The organism is Streptomyces sp. NPDC093071, assembly GCF_044754545.1.
GTDB lineage: Bacteria > Actinomycetota > Actinomycetes > Streptomycetales > Streptomycetaceae > Streptomyces.
The window spans coordinates 1,254,135-1,274,556 of record NZ_JBIVPH010000001.1 but is presented as its reverse complement, the minus strand read 5'-3'; the positions used below and the strand labels follow the sequence as shown (position 1 = coordinate 1,274,556).

Annotated in this window: 10 protein-coding genes; 7 read left to right on the top strand and 3 right to left on the bottom strand. The window is 75.7% G+C overall.

From position 1 onward, the window contains the following. Positions 1–185 precede the first annotated feature (185 nt). Both ACIQD7_RS05285 and ACIQD7_RS05280 read left to right on the top strand, forming a co-directional pair. Positions 186–3,593: a condensation domain-containing protein gene (locus ACIQD7_RS05285; RefSeq protein WP_402439501.1), complete on the top strand. Its 3,408-nt coding sequence runs from the start codon at positions 186–188 to the stop codon at positions 3,591–3,593. Then, positions 3,590–5,188, top strand: coding sequence for an amino acid adenylation domain-containing protein (locus tag ACIQD7_RS05280; protein ID WP_121831475.1), 1,599 nt, complete (start codon positions 3,590–3,592; stop codon positions 5,186–5,188). The genes ACIQD7_RS05285 and ACIQD7_RS05280 overlap by 4 nt, the downstream gene beginning before the upstream one ends. Before the next feature lie 152 nt (positions 5,189–5,340). On the opposite strand, the gene ACIQD7_RS05275 is transcribed toward ACIQD7_RS05280, so the two are convergent. Continuing rightward, positions 5,341–5,985 carry a 4'-phosphopantetheinyl transferase gene (locus ACIQD7_RS05275; RefSeq protein WP_402439498.1) on the bottom strand — a complete coding sequence of 215 codons (645 nt, stop codon included), beginning with the start codon at positions 5,983–5,985 and terminating at the stop codon, positions 5,341–5,343. A 78-nt stretch (positions 5,986–6,063) separates the two neighbouring features. On the opposite strand from ACIQD7_RS05275, the gene ACIQD7_RS05270 reads away from it, so the two are divergent. After that, positions 6,064–6,819 (top strand): thioesterase II family protein, encoded by a 756-nt coding sequence (locus ACIQD7_RS05270; protein ID WP_121831492.1) that lies wholly within the window; start codon positions 6,064–6,066, stop codon positions 6,817–6,819. Positions 6,820–6,899: 80 nt separating this feature from the next. Here ACIQD7_RS05270 and ACIQD7_RS05265 read toward each other — a convergent pair whose 3' ends face one another. Then, positions 6,900–7,922 (bottom strand): acyl-CoA dehydrogenase family protein, encoded by a 1,023-nt coding sequence (locus ACIQD7_RS05265; RefSeq protein WP_161373599.1) that lies wholly within the window; start codon positions 7,920–7,922, stop codon positions 6,900–6,902. A gap of 2 nt (positions 7,923–7,924) precedes the next feature. After that, on the bottom strand, positions 7,925–9,118 hold the full coding sequence (locus ACIQD7_RS05260) for an acyl-CoA dehydrogenase family protein (RefSeq protein WP_121828376.1): 1,194 nt from the start codon (positions 9,116–9,118) through the stop codon (positions 7,925–7,927). A 104-nt stretch (positions 9,119–9,222) separates the two neighbouring features. Here ACIQD7_RS05260 and ACIQD7_RS05255 point away from each other — a divergent pair, with 104 nt between their 5' ends. The 4 genes from ACIQD7_RS05255 to ACIQD7_RS05240 are packed head-to-tail and all read left to right on the top strand — an operon-like array spanning position 9,223 to position 20,325. Next, the gene (locus ACIQD7_RS05255; protein WP_402439495.1) at positions 9,223–12,570 is read left to right on the top strand and encodes an amino acid adenylation domain-containing protein; all 3,348 of its coding nucleotides are present in this window, start codon (positions 9,223–9,225) and stop codon (positions 12,568–12,570) included. Then, the gene (locus ACIQD7_RS05250) at positions 12,567–15,950 is read left to right on the top strand and encodes an AMP-binding protein (protein WP_402439493.1); all 3,384 of its coding nucleotides are present in this window, start codon (positions 12,567–12,569) and stop codon (positions 15,948–15,950) included. The genes ACIQD7_RS05255 and ACIQD7_RS05250 overlap by 4 nt, the downstream gene beginning before the upstream one ends. Then, positions 15,947–16,852: a thioesterase II family protein gene (locus tag ACIQD7_RS05245; RefSeq protein WP_402439491.1), complete on the top strand. Its 906-nt coding sequence runs from the start codon at positions 15,947–15,949 to the stop codon at positions 16,850–16,852. The genes ACIQD7_RS05250 and ACIQD7_RS05245 overlap by 4 nt, the downstream gene beginning before the upstream one ends. Further along, positions 16,849–20,325, top strand: a complete 3,477-nt coding sequence (locus ACIQD7_RS05240; RefSeq protein WP_402439489.1) for an SDR family NAD(P)-dependent oxidoreductase — start codon at positions 16,849–16,851, stop codon at positions 20,323–20,325. Before ACIQD7_RS05245 ends, ACIQD7_RS05240 begins: the two co-directional genes overlap by 4 nt. Positions 20,326–20,422: the final 97 nt, after the last annotated feature.

Genomic DNA, 20,422 nt, shown 5'->3' with positions numbered 1-20,422 from the left:
GGGCCGGCGCCCCGTACCCACCCCCCAACCGCGCGAGACCCGGCCGTACGTCCCCCGGCGGTCGGGTCTCGTGCCTCTCTCCAGTGCCCTTCCACTCCGTGCTGTTCACCTTTGCTTGTTCACCTTTGCTGTTCACGCGCGTTCGACCGACCGGATTGATGGCGACGAGGAAGACGGGTAGGCCCGTGACCGACCAGATATCGACCGATGCCCTGGAAGAGAAGCGGCGCCGGCTCGCCAGGCTGCTCGCCGAGCGCGACCGCGAGCGCGGCCACGACCAGGAGACCCGGACGGGACCCGTCTCCTTCGCCCAGCGGAGGCTGTGGATCCTCGACCGGCTCGTCCCCGGCAGCTGCGCGTACAACATCCCCATCGTGCTGCGCACCCCCGCCGCCCCCGACCGCCGGGCCCTGGCGGGCGCCCTCGCCCGGGTCGTGCGCCGCCACGAGGTCCTCAGGACCGTCTTCCCCGCGCCCGACGGCGTGCCCGTCCAGCAGGTCCGGCCGCCCTTCGAGCCGGTGGTCGAGGAGCTCGACGCCTCCACCGCCCCCGACCCCTCGGCCGCCGCCGAGGAGCGCGTCAAGCAGTGGTCGGCGCAGCCCTTCGACCTCGCGTCCGGCCCCCTCCTGCGCGCCGCGACCGTCCGGGTCTCCGACGACGAGCACCTGATCGCGCTCTGCGTCCACCACATCGTCTGCGACGGCTGGTCCGTGGGCACGCTCTTCCGCGAACTCGACGCCTTCTACCGCGAGCTGACGGAGGGCACGGCCGCCGCGCTGCCCGAACTCCCGCAGCAGTACGTCGACTACGCGATCTGGCAGCGCGGCCGGCTCACCGGCGAGCGCGAGCGGGAGCTCACCTCGTACTGGCGCGAGCGCCTCGAAGGCGCCCCCGGCATCCTCCAGCTGCCGATGGACCGCGCCCGGCCCACCGGCCACCGGGTCAACGGCGGCAACGAGGAGTTCGAGTTCCCCGAGGACCTGGCGCGGGCCGTGCACGCCTTCGCCCTGGAGGAGCGGACCACCCCCTTCACCGTCCTGCTGACCTGCTTCTCCGCCCTGATGGGCCGTTACAGCGGCCAGGAGGACGTCCTCCTCGGCGTGCCGGTCGCCGGCCAGACCCACCAGGAGCTGGAGGGCCTGATCGGCTTCTTCGTCAACACCCTGGTGGTCCGCTCCGACCTGACCGGGGCGCCCACCCTGCGCGAGGCCGTGCGGCGCGGCAAGGACGCCGTGCTCGGCGCCTTCGCCCACCAGGACATGCCCTTCGAGAAGCTCGTCATCGACTTCCAGCCGGACCGCAACCCCACCGTCAGCCCCGTCTTCCAGGTGCTGTTCAACTACCAGACGGCGGGCGACGAGCGGGTGCGGCTGCCCCACCTCGACGCCGACCTCGTGCCGTTCGACAGCGGCATCGTCCGCTTCGACCTCGAACTGAACCTGTACGCGCACGAGCGGCGGCTCGGCGGCTCCTGGGTCTACAACGCGGAGCTCTTCGACTCCGCCGTGATGCGCCGCATGAGCCGCACCTTCGGCCGCCTGCTGACCCGGGCGCTCGCCGAACCCGACCGGCCGATCGCCGCGCTCGCCCTGCTCGACGACGCCGACCTGGCCGAACTCGACCGGCTGACCGCCCCGGCCGCCGACGCCCCCGCCCCCGACGCCCCGGCGCCGGACGGGCAGGTCCTCGACGCGGGCGACGACCTGCCGGCCCTCCTGGACGCGCTCGCGACCGGGGAGACCGCCGAACTCCGCATCCGGCCCGGCCTGCTGCACCGGCTCGTCGCCGCGGCCGAGAACGGCGCCCCCGTACGGGCCCCGCGACGGATCGTCGTCTCCGGCGAACCCCTGTCCCTCGCCCTGGAACGCCGCTGCCTGGCGGCCCTGCCGACGGCGGAGCTGCACACCCTCTACACCGCCCCGGCCGCCGGCGCGGTCGCCACCCGCCGCTGCGCCGGCGACGCGCCCGCCGGACACGACGTCGCGGGCCGCCCGCTGCCCGGCCGCCGCGTCCGGATCCTCGACGCGCACGGCAACCCGGTGCCGGTCGGCGTCCCCGGCGAGGTCCACGTCTCCCGTACGGCCGAGGGGTCCGCGGGCGCGGAGACCGACACCGGCGACCTCGGGCGCTTCCGCGAGGACGGCGCCCTGGAGATCCTCGGCCGCCGCGACGAGCAGGTCCACCTCAAGCAGGTCCGCGTCCCGCGCGCCGAGATCGAGGCCGTGCTCCTCACCCACGAGGCCGTCGGGGACGCCCGCGTCGACGCCCGCCTCGACGCCACCGGGAACCTGGTGCTCGTCGCGTACCTCGTCCCGCACCGCCCGCACGCCCCCGGCTCCGGAGCCGGTTCCGACTCCGGTTCCGAGGAGGCCGGCCGGCTGCGCGAGGCGCTGCGCGCCCACTGCCAGCGCCTGCTGCCCGAGGTCCTGCTGCCCACCTCGTACGTCGTCCTCGACGCCTTCCCGCTCACCCCCGACGGCCGGGTGGACCGCACCGCGCTGCCCGCCCCCGCCGCCGAGCGGGAGACGGCCGCGCCCGAGCACGCCGAGCCCTCCACCCCGCTGGAGGAGACCCTCGCCGAGATCTGGCGCTCCGTCCTCGGCCTGCCGACGGTGGGCGTGCACGACAACTTCTTCCTGCTCGGCGGCCATTCGCTGCTCGCCGTCCAGGTCATGGCCCGGCTGCGCCGCGCGACCGGCGTGGACCTGCCGGTCAGCGTCCTCTTCCGGTACCGCACCATCGCCGACCTGGCCGTGCGGATCGGCTCGCTGGGCGCCGGCGCGGAGGAGCGGCCCGGGGCCCTGGCCCGCATCCAGTCCGGCACGGTCGCCCCCGCGCTCGCCCTCGTCCACCCGGCCGGCGGCAGCGTCTTCTGCTACGCCTCCCTGGCCACGGCGCTCACCAACCGCACCGTGTACGCCTTCGAGGGCGGCCAGGAGGCGCCCTCCCACGAGGCCCGCGCCGCCTCCTACCTGGCCGAGCTGGAGGCCGCCGACCCGGGCCCCTTCCTGCTCGGCGGCTGGTCCCTCGGCGGCACCCTCGCCTTCGAGATGGCCCGGCAGCTCTACGCCCGGGGTCAGGACCCGGGGCCGGTCGTCCTCATCGACTCCTTCCTGTACGACGGCGACCCGGACAGCCCCGACACCCACGCCTACCTGCTCCACAGCTTCCTGCGGGACCTCACCGCCGACCTCGGCATGGCGGCCCAGGAGCTGCCGCCGGGCAGCGAGTTCCTCACCGTGCGGCGCCTGTTCGCGGACGTCCTGGACGGCTGGGGCGACTCCGTGCCCGCCGGACTCGACCTCGACGAGGTGGTCCGCCGGTACGGCATCTACCGGGACAACATGCTCGGCCTCGCCGCCTACCGGCCGACCGGCCCCCGCTACCCCGGCACGGTCCACCTGATCCAGGCCGAGGGGTCCCCCGAGGCGGTCGAGGGCTGGCGGGCCGTCGCCGAGGACGTCGTCGTGCACCGGGTCCCCGGCGACCACTACAGCATCATGCGCAACCCCGAACTGGTCCGGGTGGCCCACGTCCTGGACGGCGTGCTCCGGGCCGCCGACCGCACCCCCGAGGAGGCGAACCGCCGATGAGCGTCGACATACGACTTCCCGCCACCCCCGCGCAGGCCGCCGAGGAGGTGCGCGCGGGCGACGCGCCGAGCGTGCTGCACCTGGTGGCAGCCGCCGTCGCCCGTCACCCCGACGAGCCCGCCCTCGCGGGCCACGGCCCGGCCGTCACCTACCGCGACCTGTGGCGCGGGGCGGGCGCGATCGCCGCCCGGCTGCGCGGGGAGGGCATCGGCCCCGGGGACGTGGTGGGCCTGGCCGCCCTGCGCTCCACCGAGCTGGTCGTCGCCCTGATCGGGGTGCTCCGCTCGGGCGCCGCCTTCCTCCCGCTGGACTCCGGCTACCCCCGGGCCCGTCTGGAGCACATGCTCGACGACGCCCGGGTCGGCGTGGTCCTCGGCCACCGGGAGACGGCGGAGCGGTTCGCCGCCGGGGGCCGCACGGTCCTGCTCCTCGACGAGGGGCCCGCGCCCTGGTCCGCGACCGCCGTCGCCGAGGCCCTGCTGCCGCCGCTGCCCGCCGCGGAGGACCTGGCGTACGTCCTCTACACCTCGGGCACCACCGGCGCCCCCAAGGGCATCGCCATGCCGCACGGCGCGCTCGCGAACATCGTGGAGTGGCAGGCCGGCGTCTCCGAGGCCTCCGTGGGCAGCCGGACCCTGCAGTTCTCCGCGATCTCCTTCGACGTCTCCTTCCAGGAGATCTTCGCCTCGCTCGCGGTCGGCGGCACCGTGGTGTGCGTGACCGAGGAGGAGCGGCGGGACCCGGTCCGGCTGTGGGAGGCGGTGGCACGCGAGCGCGTGGACCGGATGTTCCTCCCGTACGTGGCGCTCCAGGCCCTCGTCCTGGTCGCCGAGCCGGGCGCGCCCGGAGCCCCGCCGCTGCGGGAGATCGTCACGGCGGGGGAGCAGCTGCAGTGCTCCCGGGGCCTGCGCGCCCTGCTCGCCTCGCTGCCCGGCTGCCGCCTGGTCAACCAGTACGGGCCCTCGGAGGCCCACGTGGTCACCTGGCACGCCCTGGAGGGCGACCCGGACGGCTGGCCGGCCCTGCCGCCGATCGGCCGGCCGGTGCCCGGGAACCGGGTGTACGTGCTCGACGCCCGGGGCGAGGAGGTGCCGCCCGGCGGCATCGGCGACATCCACGTCGGCGGCGTCCAGGTCGCCCTCGGCTACTGGAACCGCCCCGACCTGACGGCCGAGCGCTTCCTCCCGGAGCCGGGCCGGCCGGGCCGCCGGGTGTACCGCACCGGCGACGTGGCCCGGCGGCGGCCGGACGGCTCCCTGGACTACCTGGGCCGCGCCGACGACCAGGTGAAGATCCGCGGCTTCCGCCTCGAACTCCCGGAGGTCGAGCGGGTGCTGGGCGACCTGCCCGGCGTCTCCTCGTGCGCGGTGGCGGTACGGGGCGAGGACGGCATCGAGAAGTCCCTGGTCGCCTTCGTGGTCCTGGAGCCGGGCCCGGACGCCCCGTCCCTCGTCTCCCTCCGCGAGTCCCTCGCACGGCTGCTCCCCGACTACATGGTCCCGGGCCGCTTCCGCGCGGTCACCGACCTCCCCTCGATGCCGAACGGCAAGATGGACCGTCCGCGCCTGCGGGCGATGGCGGAGAACTCGGAGTGAACCCCGGCCCGGGGGCGGCGGAGTGACGGCCGCGGCCCCCGGAGCCCCGGGGAGGACGGCGTGCGCGGGCACGCGGAACGGGGGCGGTGACGGATCGGATCCGTCACCGCCCCCGTACGTTCCGCCCGGGCCCCGGCTTTCGGCACACGCCCTCAGGCCGTCACCACGACCGCCGTGCGGACCAGGTCGGGGGAGACCGCGAACCGGCCGTGGAGGACCTCGGGGGCGGGGCCCGGAGGGCGGGGGACCAGGACGCGGGCGGTGAAGGTGCCCGTGGCCGGGTCCGGTTCGACGCGGACGTCGTGGAAGCCCAGCCAGCCGCCGACCAGCGGGAACCAGGCCTTGTAGACGGACTCCTTGGCGCTGAAGAACACGGTCGGCCAGTGGGGGGCCTCACCGCCGGGGCCGTGCCACCACTCCTCTTCCTCCGCGCGGCAGACGAGCCGCCGGGTGGGCTCGTCCAGGCGCAGGTTGTCCTCGGCGTCGATGCCGATCGACCGGACGCGGTCCGCGCGGGCCACGGCCGCCGCGCAGTAGTCGCCGGTGTGCGAGATGCTGCCGACGACCCGCGACGGCCAGACCGGGGCCCGGTCGCGGCCCGCCGGAACGGGCAGCGGCGGCAGGCCGAGTTCCGTCATGGCCCGGCGGGCGCAGGCCCGGCCGGCCCGGAACTCCCTCCGCCGCGCGGGGACCGCACGTTCGCTGAGCGTCGCGGCCTCCTCGGGCAGCGGCTCCTCGGTCCAGGCCGAGGCGTCCGCCACCGCCACCGCGACGGCTCCGGGAAGCAGATCACGCATACACGTCACCCCCGGTGTTCCACTGTGGCTTCGGTTGACTTCTCTGCAATCTCTATAGTGTATATGTAGTATGTGACCATGGATACTGCAAAGTCAACGCCTTCTCGATGGTTCCTCACCCCGCCCTCCACGGAGGCGGACGTGCGGCTGTTCTGCTTCCCCTACTCCGGCTGCGGCGCCTCCATGTTCCGCAACTGGCCCGCCCGCATCGGCCCGGCCGAGGTCGTCCCGCTCCAGCTCCCCGGCCGCGAGAACCGCACCAGGGAGCCGCACTTCGGCACCTACGAGGAGCTGGCCGACCAGCTCGTCGAGGGCATCGCCGAGCACCTGGACCGCCCGTACGCGGTGTTCGGGCACTGCGGGGGCGCGCTGCCGGCCTTCGAGAGCGTCGTCCGGATCGTGGAGCGCGGACTGCGCCCGCCCGAGCGGGTCTTCGTCTCCTCCCAGGTCGCCCCCCAGGACGGCCCGTACGGACGCTTCCTGGGGCTCGACGAGGCCGGGCTGCGCGCGGAGCTCGTCGCCCTGCTCGCCGCGCTCGGCGCGGCCCGGCCGCCCGAGGAGATGCTCGACCTCTACCTGGAGGTGCTCGTCGCGGACGTCGAGGCCAACAAGAAGTACCGCAAGGACGCGGCCGGTTCCCTGCCGTGCGCCGTCACCGCGCTCGGCTGGGACGCCGACGTGGAGGTCCCGCACGCCCTGATGGGCGGCTGGGCCGACTGGGTCGCGGCGGACGCGGCCCGCAAGGAGGTCCTCAGCGGCACCCACTACACCTTCCTGGACGCCCCCGCGGACCTGGTGGCCGCCCTGGAGCGCGACCTGAAGGCCATGGTCTGACGCCCGCCCGGGCCGTACGGACGGAGGGGGCCCCACCCGGTGGATGCCGGGCGGGACCCCCTCCGTCGTACCGGCCCCGCTCAGACCCCCGCGCCCGCCAGGCGTGCCCGGCCCGCCTCCAGCCAGAGACCGGCCGGCGGACCGAGCCGCACCGCCTCGACCGTCGCGAGCCGGTAGGCCGTCGCCGGGACCGAGTGCGCCAACATGCCCCGTACGCCGTGCAGCTGGAGGGAGAGCCGGGCGGCCTTCAGCGCGTGCTCCGCCGCCGCCGCGAGGATCTGCGGCGCCGCGGCCGGCGCCCCGGTGCCCCGGTCGTGCGCCCAGGCCGTCTCGTTGAGCAGCAGCTCCCAGCCGTCGGCGTCGCCGAGCAGCGTGGTGATGCGGTGGCTCACGGTCTGGAACTCCAGGAGCGGCCGGCCGAACTGGAGGCGCCGCCCCACATGGGCGCGGGCCGTGTCCAGGGCCCGGCTCGCGATGCCCAGGAGCAGCGCGGCCTGCCGCGTCCGCGCCGCCGCGACGGCCCGCCGGAGCTGCGCCTCCACGACCGGCACGGGCTGCCCGGCCGCCGCCTCGAAGCGCCAGCGCGCCGCCGGGGCGCCGAGCAGCGCGGCCTCCTCGCGGTGCACGGTCGCCCCGTCCGGCCGCACCAGGAGCCAGCGGTGGCCCCCGCCGTCGGTGGCGGCCCGCACCAGCGCCACGTCCCAGTCGGCGGCGGGCAGCGCCTCGCTGGTGCCCCACAGCAGCCCGTCGCCGTCCAGACGGACGGTCGTCGGCCCGTGCAGGCCCACGGTGACGGCGGTGCCCGTGCCCTCGTGGATGCGGGACAGCACGTCCCCGAGGCCGTCGACCCCGGCGTCCGCCAGGAGTTCCAGGCACAGCACGGTCTCGCGCAGCTCCGGCACGGTCTCCAGGGCGCGGCCGAGCTCCCGGTTGACCGCGATGTCCGCGGACAGGCCCAGGCCCATGCCGCCGAGGGCGACCGGGAGGCCGATGGCCGGCACGCCGACCGCCGCCAGTTCGCGCCGCGCCTCCCCGGTGTGGGTGAGGGCGAGGCCGACGGCGTCGGCGATCCGGCTCTGGATCGGATCCTGATGCAGGTCCATGGTCAGCGCTGCCTCCTGCCGGCGTGGGCGTGGTCGTGGTCGGACTCGTGGTGCAGGCGGGCGCCCGCCACGATTTCGAGCAGCACCTCGGAGGCGCCGCCGGAGATGGTCATGCCGGCCGCCTCGCGGTAGGCCGCCTCCAGGACCTCGGTGGACGAGGCCTGCGGCCCGCCCGCCGCGACCGGCAGGCCCAGCCGCTCCAGGGACCACCACGCGATCTGCTGCGCGGTGTCGGAGTTGTGCCACTTGGCCAGCGAGGCCTCGGCGATGTCCGGCTCCCGCTCCTGGAGGCGCTGGAGGGCCCGGGCGCTCAGCAGCCGGCCCGCGTCGAGCCGCGCCCAGTGCCGGGCCAGGCCCGAGGCCTCGTCCTCGCCGGCCCGCCGCCCGCCCGCGGTCAGCTGCTCCTCGGCCAGCCGCAGCCAGTGCAGGCCGCGCGCGTAGTAGTCGACGCCGCTGCGCTCCGCCGAGAACATGCCGGTGATCAGGGACCACCCCTCGCCCGGCGCGCCCAGCAGGGCGTCGTCCCCGACCCGCACCCCGTCCAGGGTGACGTCGTGGAACTGCTCGTCGGCCAGGCTGGGCAGCGGACGGACCGTCACCCCGGGGGAGGAGAGCGGCGCCAGGAACAGGCTGATCCCCTCGTACGGGCTGACCGAGTCGTCGGTGCGGGCGGCGATCAGCGCCACGTCCGCGTAGGCCGTCTTGAGGTTGAACTTCTTGCGCCCGCTCACCGTCCACGTGCCGGTGCGGTCGTTCCGCTCGGCGCGCGTGACGACGTTCGCGAGGTCGGAGCCGTTGTCCGGCTCGGTGAACAGGATGCACGCCGCGAGGTCGCCGGAGGCGAGCCGGGGCAGCAGGGCCCGTTTCTGCTCCTCCGTGCCGGACTGCAGGATGAGGGACCCTACGATCTGGACGGAGATGAAGTAGAGACTCTGTGGAACACCACGCTGGACCAGCTCCTCCATCAGGACAAGAGTCTCGGTGAAGTCACCGTCCCTTCCGCCGTACCCGGAGGGCCACGCCGGGGCGAGCACCCCGTGTTTCCCCAAGTGCCGATAGAGCTCACGGGCATCGCCGTCCATCCCGTCCGCCCGCGCCGCGACCGCGTTGACCAGGTCGTCGACGGCGGGCGAGTACAGCACCTCGCGCAGCTCACGGCGAAACTCGTCTGTTGTCCGCAGAATGCTGAAGTCCATGGCCTCACCCTTGTCGAGACTTTCCTCACCGTACTACAGTCAACATAATCAACGAAGACTGTTGATGGAAGTCGACATGTAACCCGAGTTGGGGGAAGGCCGCGATGACACAAGAGAGCGAGCTCCTGCGCCGGCTGCGAAGTCTGCCCGCCGAGCGACGAGAGCAGTTCCTTCAGGGAATCGGCAACGTGGACCGGGGGACCAGGGTGTCGCCCCTCACCTTCCGCCAGGAGCAGCTGTGGGTCTTCGACAAACTGTCACCGGGCGACAGCCGTTACGCCCTGGCCTTCGCCTACACCCTCCACGGTGACCTGGACCGGGACGCGCTGTCCGGCGCGCTCGACGAGGTCTTCGACCGGCACACCGTGCTCCGCTCGGTGTTCCCGCACGACCACCCCACCGGCGAGCAGATCGTCCGGGGCCGGCCGGGCGGGCGGCTCACCGCCGAGACGGTCGGCGAGGAGCGGCTGCCCGAGCGCTGCGAGGCCCTGGCCCGCGAGGAGCTGCGCCACGGGTTCGACCTGGACGGCGGGCCGCTGGTCCGGCTGCGGCTGCTGAAGGTCGCCGAGGACCGGCACGTCCTGCTGTGGTTCTCCCACCACCTGGTCTTCGATCCCCGCTCCGCCGGCGTCGTCCTGCGCGACCTCGCCGCCGCCTACGCCGCCCGCACCGGCGGCGCGGCCCGGCCGGAGGACCGCAAGGACGGGCCGCAGTTCGGCGCCTACGCCGCCTGGCAGCGCGACTGGGCCGCCTCCGAGGAGGCCGCCGGGCACTGGAACTGGTGGCGCGGCGCCCTCTCCGGCTGGGAGAGCACCGAGATCGCCCCCGACCGGCCGCGCGGACTCGTCCTCGACCTCACCGCGAGCACCGTGCAGCGCCCCCTGGACGAGCCGCTGTCCCGCTCCGTCGCCGCCCTGGCCGGCCGACTCGGGGTCCCCGTCCGGGACGTGCTGCTCGCCGCGTACTTCGCGCTCGTCGGCCGCCTCACCTCGCGCACCGACCTGCTCATCGGCGTGCCCGGCGACGTCTTCGGCGCCTTCGACCCCGACCTGCTCGTCGGCGACTGCGGCCAGCTCCTTCCGGTCCGCGTCGACATCGACGGCGCCCGCGGCTTCTCCGACCTGGTCCGGCTCGTGCACGAGGCCCGGATCGCGGCCGACGAGCACGGCGGACTGCCCTTCAAGGAGCTGCTGTCCGCCGCCGGGGTCGAGCCGGACCAGGGCAGGCTGCCGCTGGTCCAGATCGGCTTCGAGATCGCGCCGCCCGCCCAGCGCCGGGCCGACGCCGGAGGCCTCTCCCTCACCCTGGAGCAGCTCGACACCGGCAGCTCCCCCTTCGAGTTCTCGCTCTCCGCCGAACTCGACTCCGACACCCCCGTCCTGCGGGCCCGTTACGCCACCAGCCTCTACGCCCCCGAGACGGCCCGGCTCTTCCTGGACCGCTACCTCACCCAGCTGCGCACCCTCAGCGCCGACCCGGACGCGTCGTTCACCCGCGCCCCGCTGGCCACCGAGGACGAGCGGCGCGCCATCCTGACCCGCTGGAACGTCCCGGCGGCCGGCCTGGACGCCGCCGGGGAGCCGGAGGCCGGGGAGACCGTGCACGGCGCGTTCGCCCGTACGGCCGCCGAGCACCCCGACGCCACCGCGGTCACCGGCCCGCACGGCACCCTCACCTACCGGGAGCTGGACCGCAGGGCCAACGCCCTCGCCCACCGGCTCGCCGACCTCGGCGCGGGCCCCGGCGAGCTCGTCGGCGTCGCCACCCGCCGCACCCCGCGGCTCGTGGAGGCCGTCCTCGCCGTCCTCAAGGCCGGCGCCGCCTACGTACCGCTCGACCTGGGCAACCCGGCCGCCCGCAACGAGGCCGTCCTCACCGACGCCGGGGTCCGCCTGGTCCTCGGGGACGCCACGACCGCGGGCGAACTGCCCGAGGGGCCCTGGGAGCTGATCGATGTCGAGGCCCTCGGCGCGGAGGAGCGGGAGGAGGCGCCGGAGGTCCGCACCGACCCGGCCGACCTGGCGTACTCGATCTTCACCTCCGGCTCCACGGGCCGCCCCAAGGGCGTCCTCGTCGAGCACCGCAACGTCACCAACTTCGTCCGCACCACCCAGGAGATGTTCGGCCTCACCGCCGACGACCGCTTCCTGGCGTTCGCCTCCACCGGCTTCGACGTCTCCGTCTTCGAGCTCTTCGGGGCGCTCCTCACCGGTGCGAGCGTCTACCTCGCCGACGAGGACGAGCGCCGCGACCTCTCCGTCCTCGACCGGATCCTCGCCGAGCGGCGCATCACCGTGATCGACCTCCCCCCGGCGATCATGGACCTGCTCACCCCGGAGAACTACCCCGAGCTGCGGGTCTGCTTCGTCGGCGGCGAGGCGTTCAGCGGCGAGCTCACCACCCGCTGGGCGGCCGGCGGCCGCGCCTTCTGGAACGGCTACGGCCCCACGGAGACCACCGTCACCGTCATCGCCAAGCGGTGCGAGGGCACCTGGCACGCCTCCCCGCCGATCGGCCGCGCCATGCGCAACCACCGGGCGTACGTCCTCGACGAGAAGCTCGACCTGCTGCCCCCGTCGGCCTGCGGCGAACTGGCCGTCGCCGGCGCCGGCCTGGGCCGCGGCTACCTCGGTCGGCCCGACCAGACCGCCGAGCGCTTCCGGCCCGACCCCTACGGGCCGCCCGGGTCCCGGATGTACCTCACCGGCGACCTGGCCGGCTGGCAGGGCGACGGCGACATCGTCTTCCGCGGCCGGGTCGACCGCCAGGTCAAGGTCCGTGGCGTGCGCATCGAGCTCGGCGAGGTCGAGACCGCGCTGCTCGCCGTCCCCGAGATCGGCCAGGCCGTCGCCCACGTGGTGACCGGACCGCGCGGCGACAACCTCCTCGTCGCGTACGTCGTCGGGGCGCCGGGCAGCCCGCTGCACTTGGACTCCGTACGGACCAACCTGGCGGACCGGCTGCCGCCGACCATGGTCCCCACGTTCCTGGTGCCGCTGGACGACATCCCGCTCACCGCCAGCGGCAAGGTCGACCGCAAGGCGCTGCCCGCCGTCGAGTTCGCCCCGCTGGACGACGACACGGACGACGCCGAGCGCACGGAGACCGAACGGCTCCTCGCGGAGGAGGTGTTCAAGCCGCTCCTCGCCGCGCCCCGGGTCGGCAACCACGACAACTTCTTCGCCCTCGGCGGCACCAGCCTCCAGGCGATCCGCATCGCCCCCAAGGTCAAGGCCGTCTTCGGCGTCGAACTGCCCATCGCGGACTTCTTCCGCAACCCGACCGTGTCCGGCACCGCCCTGGCGGTGGACGCCCTCCTGGAACGGACCCGCAGCCGCCGGCAGAGCGTCCTCGACGTGCTCGCGCTGGTGGAGAACCAGGACGACGAGCAGGTCACCGCACTGCTCGCGGACGACGGTGCCGCGACGAACACGAAGGGAGCGACTCCGTGAGCGACCCCGTGAACGGACCCGCCGGTGACTCCGGCGCCCCGGTGGGGGGCCGTGTCGGTGGCCCCGTGAACGGACCCGCCGACGACTTCGGCGGCCCCGTCAACGGACCCGCCGGTCACTCCGGCGGTCCCCTGGGGGACCCGGCCGGCTTCGCCGACGGCTTCGGGGGCGAACGCGGTACGGGCGCCCCCGCCCCCACCGCCGCCCCCGCCCCCACCGCTGCACCCGCTCCCGCCCCCGCAGTCGCCAGGACCGCCGTGGACCCCGCCCTCGACCGGTTCCGCACCGTCGCGCGGACCTCGCGGGTCCGCAGGCTCGCCCTGCGCCTCGCGCCGCCCGCGCACCTCGGCGAGGAGCGGCTCGCGGAGGCGCTGCACGCCCTGGCCGCCGAGCACCCGGACAGCTTCGCCGCGACCTCGCGGCGGCCCGACGGTACCCTCGCGGTCGACCCGGACGGGGCCGGGATCACGGTCCGCCGGGTGCACGTGACCGAGGACGCCGCCGCGCTCCTCCTGGAGCGGTTCGAGACCGAACAGGGCGAGAGCGAGGACCCCGGCGGCAGCGGGCCCAGCCTGGCGCGTGCCCTGATCGCCACCACCCCGGCCGGCCCCCGCCTCTCCCTGGTCCTCGACCGGATGCTCGTCGACCACGCGGACGCGGGCCTCCTCCTGACCCGGCTCGCGGAACTGTGCGGACCGGACTCCGGCCCCGGACCGGCCACCACCCCCGCCCCGCGCCCCGCCCCCGTTGTCGCCACCGCGGACGAGCCCGGGCGGCCGACCGGCGACCAGCTCGCGCGGCTGCGCGAGGAGCTGCTCGGCGTGCCGTTCGACAACGCGCTGCCGCGCCTCCCCGCGCCCGGCACCCCCACCCGCACCCCCGTCTGGGCGCGCCACCGGTTCGCCCTCCCCGGCGACCTCCTCGCCTCCGCCGCCGCGCTCATCGGCGGCCGGACCGGCACCGTGCCCGGGGGCGAGGTCCTCGTGGCCGCCTGGGCGCTGGTGCTGCACCGCTGGTCGCGCTCGGGCGAGCTGGTGGTCGGCGTGGAGACCGACCGGACGCGCCCGGGACGGCGGCCGAGGGGCGCCGTGGCCGAGGTCCTGCCCGTGGTCACGTACACGGGCGGGCTCCGCGCGGTCGCCGGCCAGGTCGCCGAGGGCCTGCGGCGCGGGCTCGCCGAGGCCACCCTGCCGGTGCCGCTGCTCGCCCAGCTCGCCGGCCGGCTGGTCTCCGGACAGAACCCCAGCCCGTACGCCTCCGTCGTCGCCCTGCGCCCCGACCCGCCGGCCGGCTGGCACGCGACCGAGGCCACCGACCCGGCCACGGAGGCCGAGCTCGAACTGGTCGTCACTCCCGGCGGCGCCGCCGAGATCCGCTACCGCTCCGACGTGTTCGCCCCGCGCACCGTCACCGCGCTCGCCCGCCACTTCGCGCGGCTGCTGCGCTCCGGACTCGACGACCCCGACGCCCCGCATCACCGGCTCGCCATGCTGGACGCGGAGGACACCGATGAACTGCTCCACGCGTTCAGCGACCTCCCCGACCGCTGGGAGCCCCGGGCCGCGCTGCACACCCTCGTGGAGGAGCACGCCCGGCGCTCGCCCGGCACCCCCGCCGTGGTCCGGGGCGCCGAGCGGGTCACGTACGGCGAACTGAACGCCCGCGCCAACCGGCTGGCCCACCACCTGATCGCCCGGGGCCTGGGCCGGGGCGATGTCGTCGCCCTCAGCCTGCCCCGCTCGGCCGAGTGGATCGAGGCGCTCCTCGCCGTGCACAAGGCGGGCGGCGTGGTCCTCCCGATCGACCCGGCGGCGCCGCCCGCCCGCCTGGAGAGCGTCTTCGCGAAGGTGCCGCCCCGGCTGGTGATCACCGCCGCCGGGACCCCCGCCGCCGGGGTCCTGCCCGGGCGCACCCTGCTCAGGGACGCCCTCGACGGCGACCTCGCGGCCCTGCCCGACCTGGACCCCGGCCTGGACGTCCGCCCCGACGACCTGGCCTACGTCATGCAGACGTCGGGCTCCACCGGCGAGCCCAAGGCCGTCCACGGCCAGCACCGGGTGATCGTCCACGCCGGCGCCTCGTTCGCCGACGCGACGCTCCTCGGGCCGGGGGACCGGGGCAGCTGGACGACCCCCACCGGCTTCGGCACGACCATGGCCGAGGTCGCCCGGATGCTCGTCGTCGGCGCCACCGTCCACGTCGCAGAGCCCGGCATCCTGGCCGACCCGGCCGCCTTCCGGGACTGGGTGGTGGCGAGCGGCGTCCACTCGGTGTTCGTCGTCACCTCCGTCGGGGACAGCCTCCAGCGGCTGCCCTGGCCGGCGGACGCGCCCGTACGGGTCCTCATCATGGGCGGCGAGAAGCTGCACCGCTGGGGTCCCGCCGACCTGCCGTTCGAGGTGGCCGTCGGCTACGGCTGCCACGAGGCGCTGTTCGTCGCCAGCCCGCTCCAGCCGTGGGAGAAGCGCCTGACCGCCTCCACCGCGACCGCCCGGGACCGGCTCGCCCCGCCGCCCATCGGCCGGGCCAACCCCGGGGTCCGGATGCGGATCCTCGGCGACGAGGGCGAGCTCCTGCCGGCCGGCGCCCTCGGCGAGATCTGGTTCGGCAGCCCGGAGGCCGCGCTCGGTTACTGGGGGGACCCGGCGCTCACCGCCGACCGGTTCCGGCCCGACGAGCACGGCCCGGCGGGCAGCCGCCTCTACCGCTCCGGCGACCTCGGCCGCTACCGCGACGACGGACTGCTCGAACACCACGGCAGGACCGACGACATGGTCAAGGTCCGCGGCTGCCGGGTCGAACTGGGCGACGTCGAGACCGCGCTGCTCTCCCACCCGGGCGTCGCGGAGGCCGCCGTCGTCCCCGTCCGTTCCGCCGCCGGAGACACCCAGCTGGTCGCCTGCCTGGTGACCCGGCCGGGCCACGACGGGCTCGCGGGCACCGCGCTGCGGGACTTCCTCGCCGAACGGCTCCCCGACTACATGATCCCGACCGCCTTCGCGCACCTCGCGGAACTCCCGCGCAACGCCAACAAGAAGGTGGACCGCCGCGCCCTGCCCCCCGAGGACTGGACGCGCTGGCGGGTCCGGGCCCCGTACCGGAAGCCCGCCGAGGGCCTGGAGACGACGATCGCGGAACTGTGGGCCGAGGTCCTCGGCGAGGTCCGCTACGGCGCCGACGACGACTTCATGGACCTCGGCGGCGGCTCCCTCGACGCCGGGCGCATGCTGGTCCGGCTGAGGCAGCGGGTGCCGCTGGAGGTGTCCCTCCAGGACCTGTTCCTGTTCCCCACGCCCACGGCGCTCGCCCGGCTCCTCGCGGGCCGCGGGCCCGCCACCGCCCCGGCGCTGCCGCCCCTCACCCGAAGGCGGGCCTCATGACCACGACGACCCCGGCACCGACCGGCGCACCCGCGACCGGCACCCCGGCACCGACCGGCACCTCCGTGCCCGGCACCCCCGCGCCGGCCGGCACCCCCGCCCCGGTCGCCTTCACCGCCGAGTCCCCCTGGGTGCGCCGCGCCGCGCGCCCGGGGCGTCCCCGGCTGCGGCTGCTGTGCTTCCCGTACGCCGGGATGGGCGCCTCCCTCTACCGCTCCTGGCCCGGACTGCTGCCCGAGGACGTCGAGGTCGTCGCCGTCCAGCCGCCCGGCCGCGAGGACCGCGCGCGCGACCCGCTGCCCGCCGGGGGCGTCGGGCCGCTCGCCCGCGCGTGCGCCCTCGCCCTCCGCCCGTACACCACCGTCCCGTACGCCGTGTACGGGCACTGCGCGGGCGCCGTCCTGGGCGCGGAGACCGCCCGGGAGCTGGTGCGCCGGGGTGCCGAGCCGCCCCGGCTGCTCATCGCCGCCGGACACCGGGCCCCGCACCTGCCCGCCACCGGACGGCCGCTGCACGCCCTGCCCGACGAGGGCTTCCTCGACGGCGTCAGGGCGCTCGGCGGCATCCCCGACCGGCTGCTGGCCAACGCCGCCTTCATGGAGTTCCTGCTGCCCCTGCTGCGCGCCGACTTCGCCCTCTGGGAGGGCTACCGGGGCGACCCCGACGCCGCCCCGCTGCCGTTCCCCGTCCTGCCCGTACGGGGCGACGCCGACACGGTCGTCACCGAGGCCGAGGCCGCCGCCTGGGGCGAGCGCACCACCGCGCCGCCGCGCGACGTCGTCCACGTGCCCGGGGGCCACTACTTCGTCAACGACATGACGCCGGAGGCCGTGGCGGCCGTGGTCTCGGCCCTGGAGACCGCCCGCCCCCTCGCGTCCACCGACCCCGAGGAAGCCTCATGACCCAAGCACCGCCCCGGCCCGCCCTGGCCGTGGGACCCGAGCCCGTGGTGCCGGCCGGCGCCGCGACCACCCTCCAGGAGGCGCTCCTCCTGGCGGCCGAGACCTCCGGCGGACGCGGAACGGTCTACGTGCGCGCCGACGGCACCCATGAGCGGCAGACCTACGCCGAACTCCTCGACGAGGGCCTGCGCGTCCTGGGCGGCCTGCGGGAACTCGGCCTGCGCCCCGGCGATTCCGTCCTCCTCCAGTGCCACGACAACCGCGCCTTCGTCACCGGCTTCTGGGCCTGCGTCCTCGGCGGCTTCCTGCCCACCCCGGTCGGCGAGGCCCGCGACTACAGCCGCGAGAACGCCGTCACCCGCAAGCTGCGCGCCGCCTGGACCCTGCTCGAACGCCCCCTGGTCCTCACCGACCGCGCCCTGCGCGAGCCGGTCCGCGCGCTCGCCGCGCAGTGGGACGAGCCGGAGATCCGCGTCCACGCCGTCGAGGACCTGCTCTCCTCCGCGCCGGGCCGCCCCGAGCCGGTCGCCCCCGACGACGACGTGCTGAACCTGCTCACCTCGGGCAGCACCGGCGTCCCCAAGTGCGTCCGCCACGCCAACCGCTCCCTGGTCGCCCGCACCTACGCGGCCATCGAGGCCAACGGCTTCACCGAGCACGACGTCTCGCTCAACTGGATGCCCCTCGACCACGTCGGCGGCATCGTCATGTTCAACGTCCGGGACGTCTTCCTGCGCTGCGAGCACGTCAACGCCCGCACCGAGAGCATCATCGGCCGCCCGCTGACCTGGCTCGACCTGGCCGACCGCTGGAAGGCCACCAACACCTGGGCGCCGAACTTCGCCTTCTCCCTGGTGAACGAGCACGCCGCCGCCCTCGCGCGGGGCGAGTGGGACCTGTCGTCCCTGCGGAACGTCTGCAACGCGGGCGAGGCCGTCGTCGCCCGCACCGCCCGCCGCTTCGTCCGCCTGCTCCGCCCCCACGGACTGCCCGCCGACGCCATGGTCCCCTGCTGGGGCATGTCCGAGACCTCCTCCGGGGTCACCTACTCCCGGCTCGACCCCGACGACCCCGCCGTCGGCACCGTCAGCGTCGACTCCGCCACCCTCGACACCCAGCTCGCCGTGGTCCCGCACGACTCCGAGCGGGCGGTCACCTTCACCGACGTCGGCGCGCCCGTCGCCGGAGTCGCCCTGCGCATCGTCGACGAGGACGGCCGGATCCTGCCCGAGGGACGCGTCGGACGGCTCCACATCTCCGGCACGACCCTGCTCCGCGAGTACCACGGCAACCCCGCCGCCAACGCCTCCGCCTTCACCGCCGACGGCTGGTTCGACTCCGGCGACCTGGGCTTCCTCCTGGACGGGCGGCTCGCCCTCACCGGCCGCAGCAAGGACATGCTCGTCGTCAACGGCACCAACTACCCCTCCCACGAGGTCGAGGCCGTCGTCGAGTCCGTCCCCGGCGTCCGCGCCACCTGGGCCGCCGCCTGCCCCGTGCGGGACGGCGACACGGACGGCGTGGTCGTCTTCCACGTCCCCGCCGCCCACGCCCCGGACACCCTCGGGCAGGACATCGCCACCACCCTCGCCCGGGACATCGGCCTCCACCCCCGAGCCGTGATCGCCCTCTCCGAGGACGAGTTCCCCAAGACCGCCAGCGGCAAGATCCAGCGCGCCGAACTCGCCGAGGCCTACGCCGAGGGACGCTACGACACCGCCCCCGACGACGGGACCGGGGACGGCTGGCTCCTCGAACGCGTCTGGGAGCCCGCCGGACCGGAGCGGCGCGAGGACGGCACGGAACCCGTCGCCGCCCGCCCCCCGGCCGCCGCCCTCCTCGTCTACGCCCCCGAGGGCAGCGCCCTGCCGGTCGCCCTCGCCGACGAGACGGCCGGCCCCGGCTGCCCCATCGCCGTCGTCCGGCCCGGCGCGCCCGGCTCCCCGTTCCTCACCGACGGTGCCCTCCGCGTCACCGTCGACCCGCTCGACCCCGACCACCACGCCCGCGCGCTCGACCACGTCGCCGCCGCCCTCGGAGCCGTACCCGAACACGTCCTGCACGCCTGGGAGTACACCGCCGACCCCGGCGCCCCCGATCCGGAGCGCGCCGCGACCGGGGTCCTGTTCGCGCTGCGCGCCCTGGCGGCCGCCGCCCCGGACGCCCGGGTCACCGTGCTGACCCGGCACGCCGCCGCCGTCGCCGACGGCGAGACCGTCGACCCCGGCCGGGCCGCGCTCGCCGCCCTGGTGCGCACCGCGCGCGCCGAGCAGACCGTCGGGGCCGTCCGCCTGGTCGACATCGCCGCCGACGCCGACGACACGGCGGCCGTCGCCGCCGTCCGGAGCGCCCCCGGCGAGGACGTCAGCGCCGTACGGGACGGCGGCGCCCACGTGCAGCGGCTGCGGCCGGTGCCCGAGCCCGACGCGCTCACCGTCCCCCGCGAGATCCTGCCCGTCGGCGGCACCGCGCTCCTCACCGGCGGCCTCGGCGGGATCGGACGCGAGGTCGCCGGCTATCTGCTGTCCGCGCTCGGCGCCCGGCTGCTGCTCACCGGCCGCACCCCGGAGGCGGATCTCGGCGGCGAACGCCGGGAGGCCCTGGAGGAGTTCAGGGAGCTCGGCGAGGTCGCGTACGTCTCCGTGGACGCGGCCGAGGGGCCCGCCCTGGAGGCGGCCGTGGCGGACGCCGAGCGGCGCTGGGGCCGGCCGCTGGACGCCGTGTTCCACCTGGCCGGAGCCGACGTGCGCGACCACTGGGACGCCCTGGAGGCCCACGCGCTGACCGCGGAGACGGCGGACGGGCTCGCCGCGATGATGCGGCCCAAGGCGGGCGGCGCCCAGGCCCTCGAAGGGCTCCTCGCCGCACGGCCCGGCACGGCGGCGGTGCTCTTCTCCTCCGTCAACGGCTTCTTCGGCGGCAGCTCCTTCGGCGCCTACGCGGCGGCCAACGCGGCCCTCGACGGCTACGCCGAACGCTGGGCCGCCGGGGGCCGCGCCGTCCGCTCGATCGCCTGGAGCATGTGGGACCGCACCGGCATGAACGAGGGCAGCCCGCTGGCGGCCGCCGCGCGCCACCGCGGCCTGCGCGGCATCGACCCGGCCCGGGGCGTGCAGCTCCTGCTGGCCGCCCTCGCCCGGCCGGAGACCTGCCTGCTGGCCGGCCCCGACCCGGCCAACGCGTACATCGCGCCCTACGTCACCGGCGTCCGCCGGCGCGGCCCCGCGGGCCCGGCCCGGGCCGCTTACAGCCCGCCCGAGGGCGAGCTGGAGCGCGAGGTCGCCGCCGTCTGGGAGGACGTCCTGGGCGTCGAACGCGTGGGCCGCGACGACACGTTCTTCGTCCTGGGCGGCGACTCGCTGCGCGTCATGCGGATGATCGGCCGGCTGAACGAGCGCTTCGCGGCGGCCCTCCCGGTCTCCGCCGTCTACGACCACCCGACGGTCCGCGCCCTGGCGGCCGTCCTGAGCTGATTCCCTTCCCCTCCGGCGGGGGCGGCACCGGTGTCCGGTGCCGCCCCCGCTTTATCGCTTTCCGGGCGGCGCGACCGAACGATATGATCATCGGCAA

Bases quoted from the DNA above. Each gene is read 5' to 3' on its own strand.
- ACIQD7_RS05280 (WP_121831475.1), top strand. From the start codon at position 3,590: ATGAGCGTCGACATACGACTTCCCGCCACCCCCGCGCAGGCCGCCGAG.
- ACIQD7_RS05275 (WP_402439498.1), bottom strand. From the start codon at position 5,985: ATGCGTGATCTGCTTCCCGGAGCCGTCGCGGTGGCGGTGGCGGACGCC.
- ACIQD7_RS05270 (WP_121831492.1), top strand. From the start codon at position 6,064: ATGGATACTGCAAAGTCAACGCCTTCTCGATGGTTCCTCACCCCGCCC.
- ACIQD7_RS05265 (WP_161373599.1), bottom strand. From the start codon at position 7,922: ATGGACCTGCATCAGGATCCGATCCAGAGCCGGATCGCCGACGCCGTC.
- ACIQD7_RS05260 (WP_121828376.1), bottom strand. From the start codon at position 9,118: ATGGACTTCAGCATTCTGCGGACAACAGACGAGTTTCGCCGTGAGCTG.
- ACIQD7_RS05255 (WP_402439495.1), top strand. From the start codon at position 9,223: ATGACACAAGAGAGCGAGCTCCTGCGCCGGCTGCGAAGTCTGCCCGCC.
- ACIQD7_RS05245 (WP_402439491.1), top strand. From the start codon at position 15,947: ATGACCACGACGACCCCGGCACCGACCGGCGCACCCGCGACCGGCACC.
- ACIQD7_RS05240 (WP_402439489.1), top strand. From the start codon at position 16,849: ATGACCCAAGCACCGCCCCGGCCCGCCCTGGCCGTGGGACCCGAGCCC.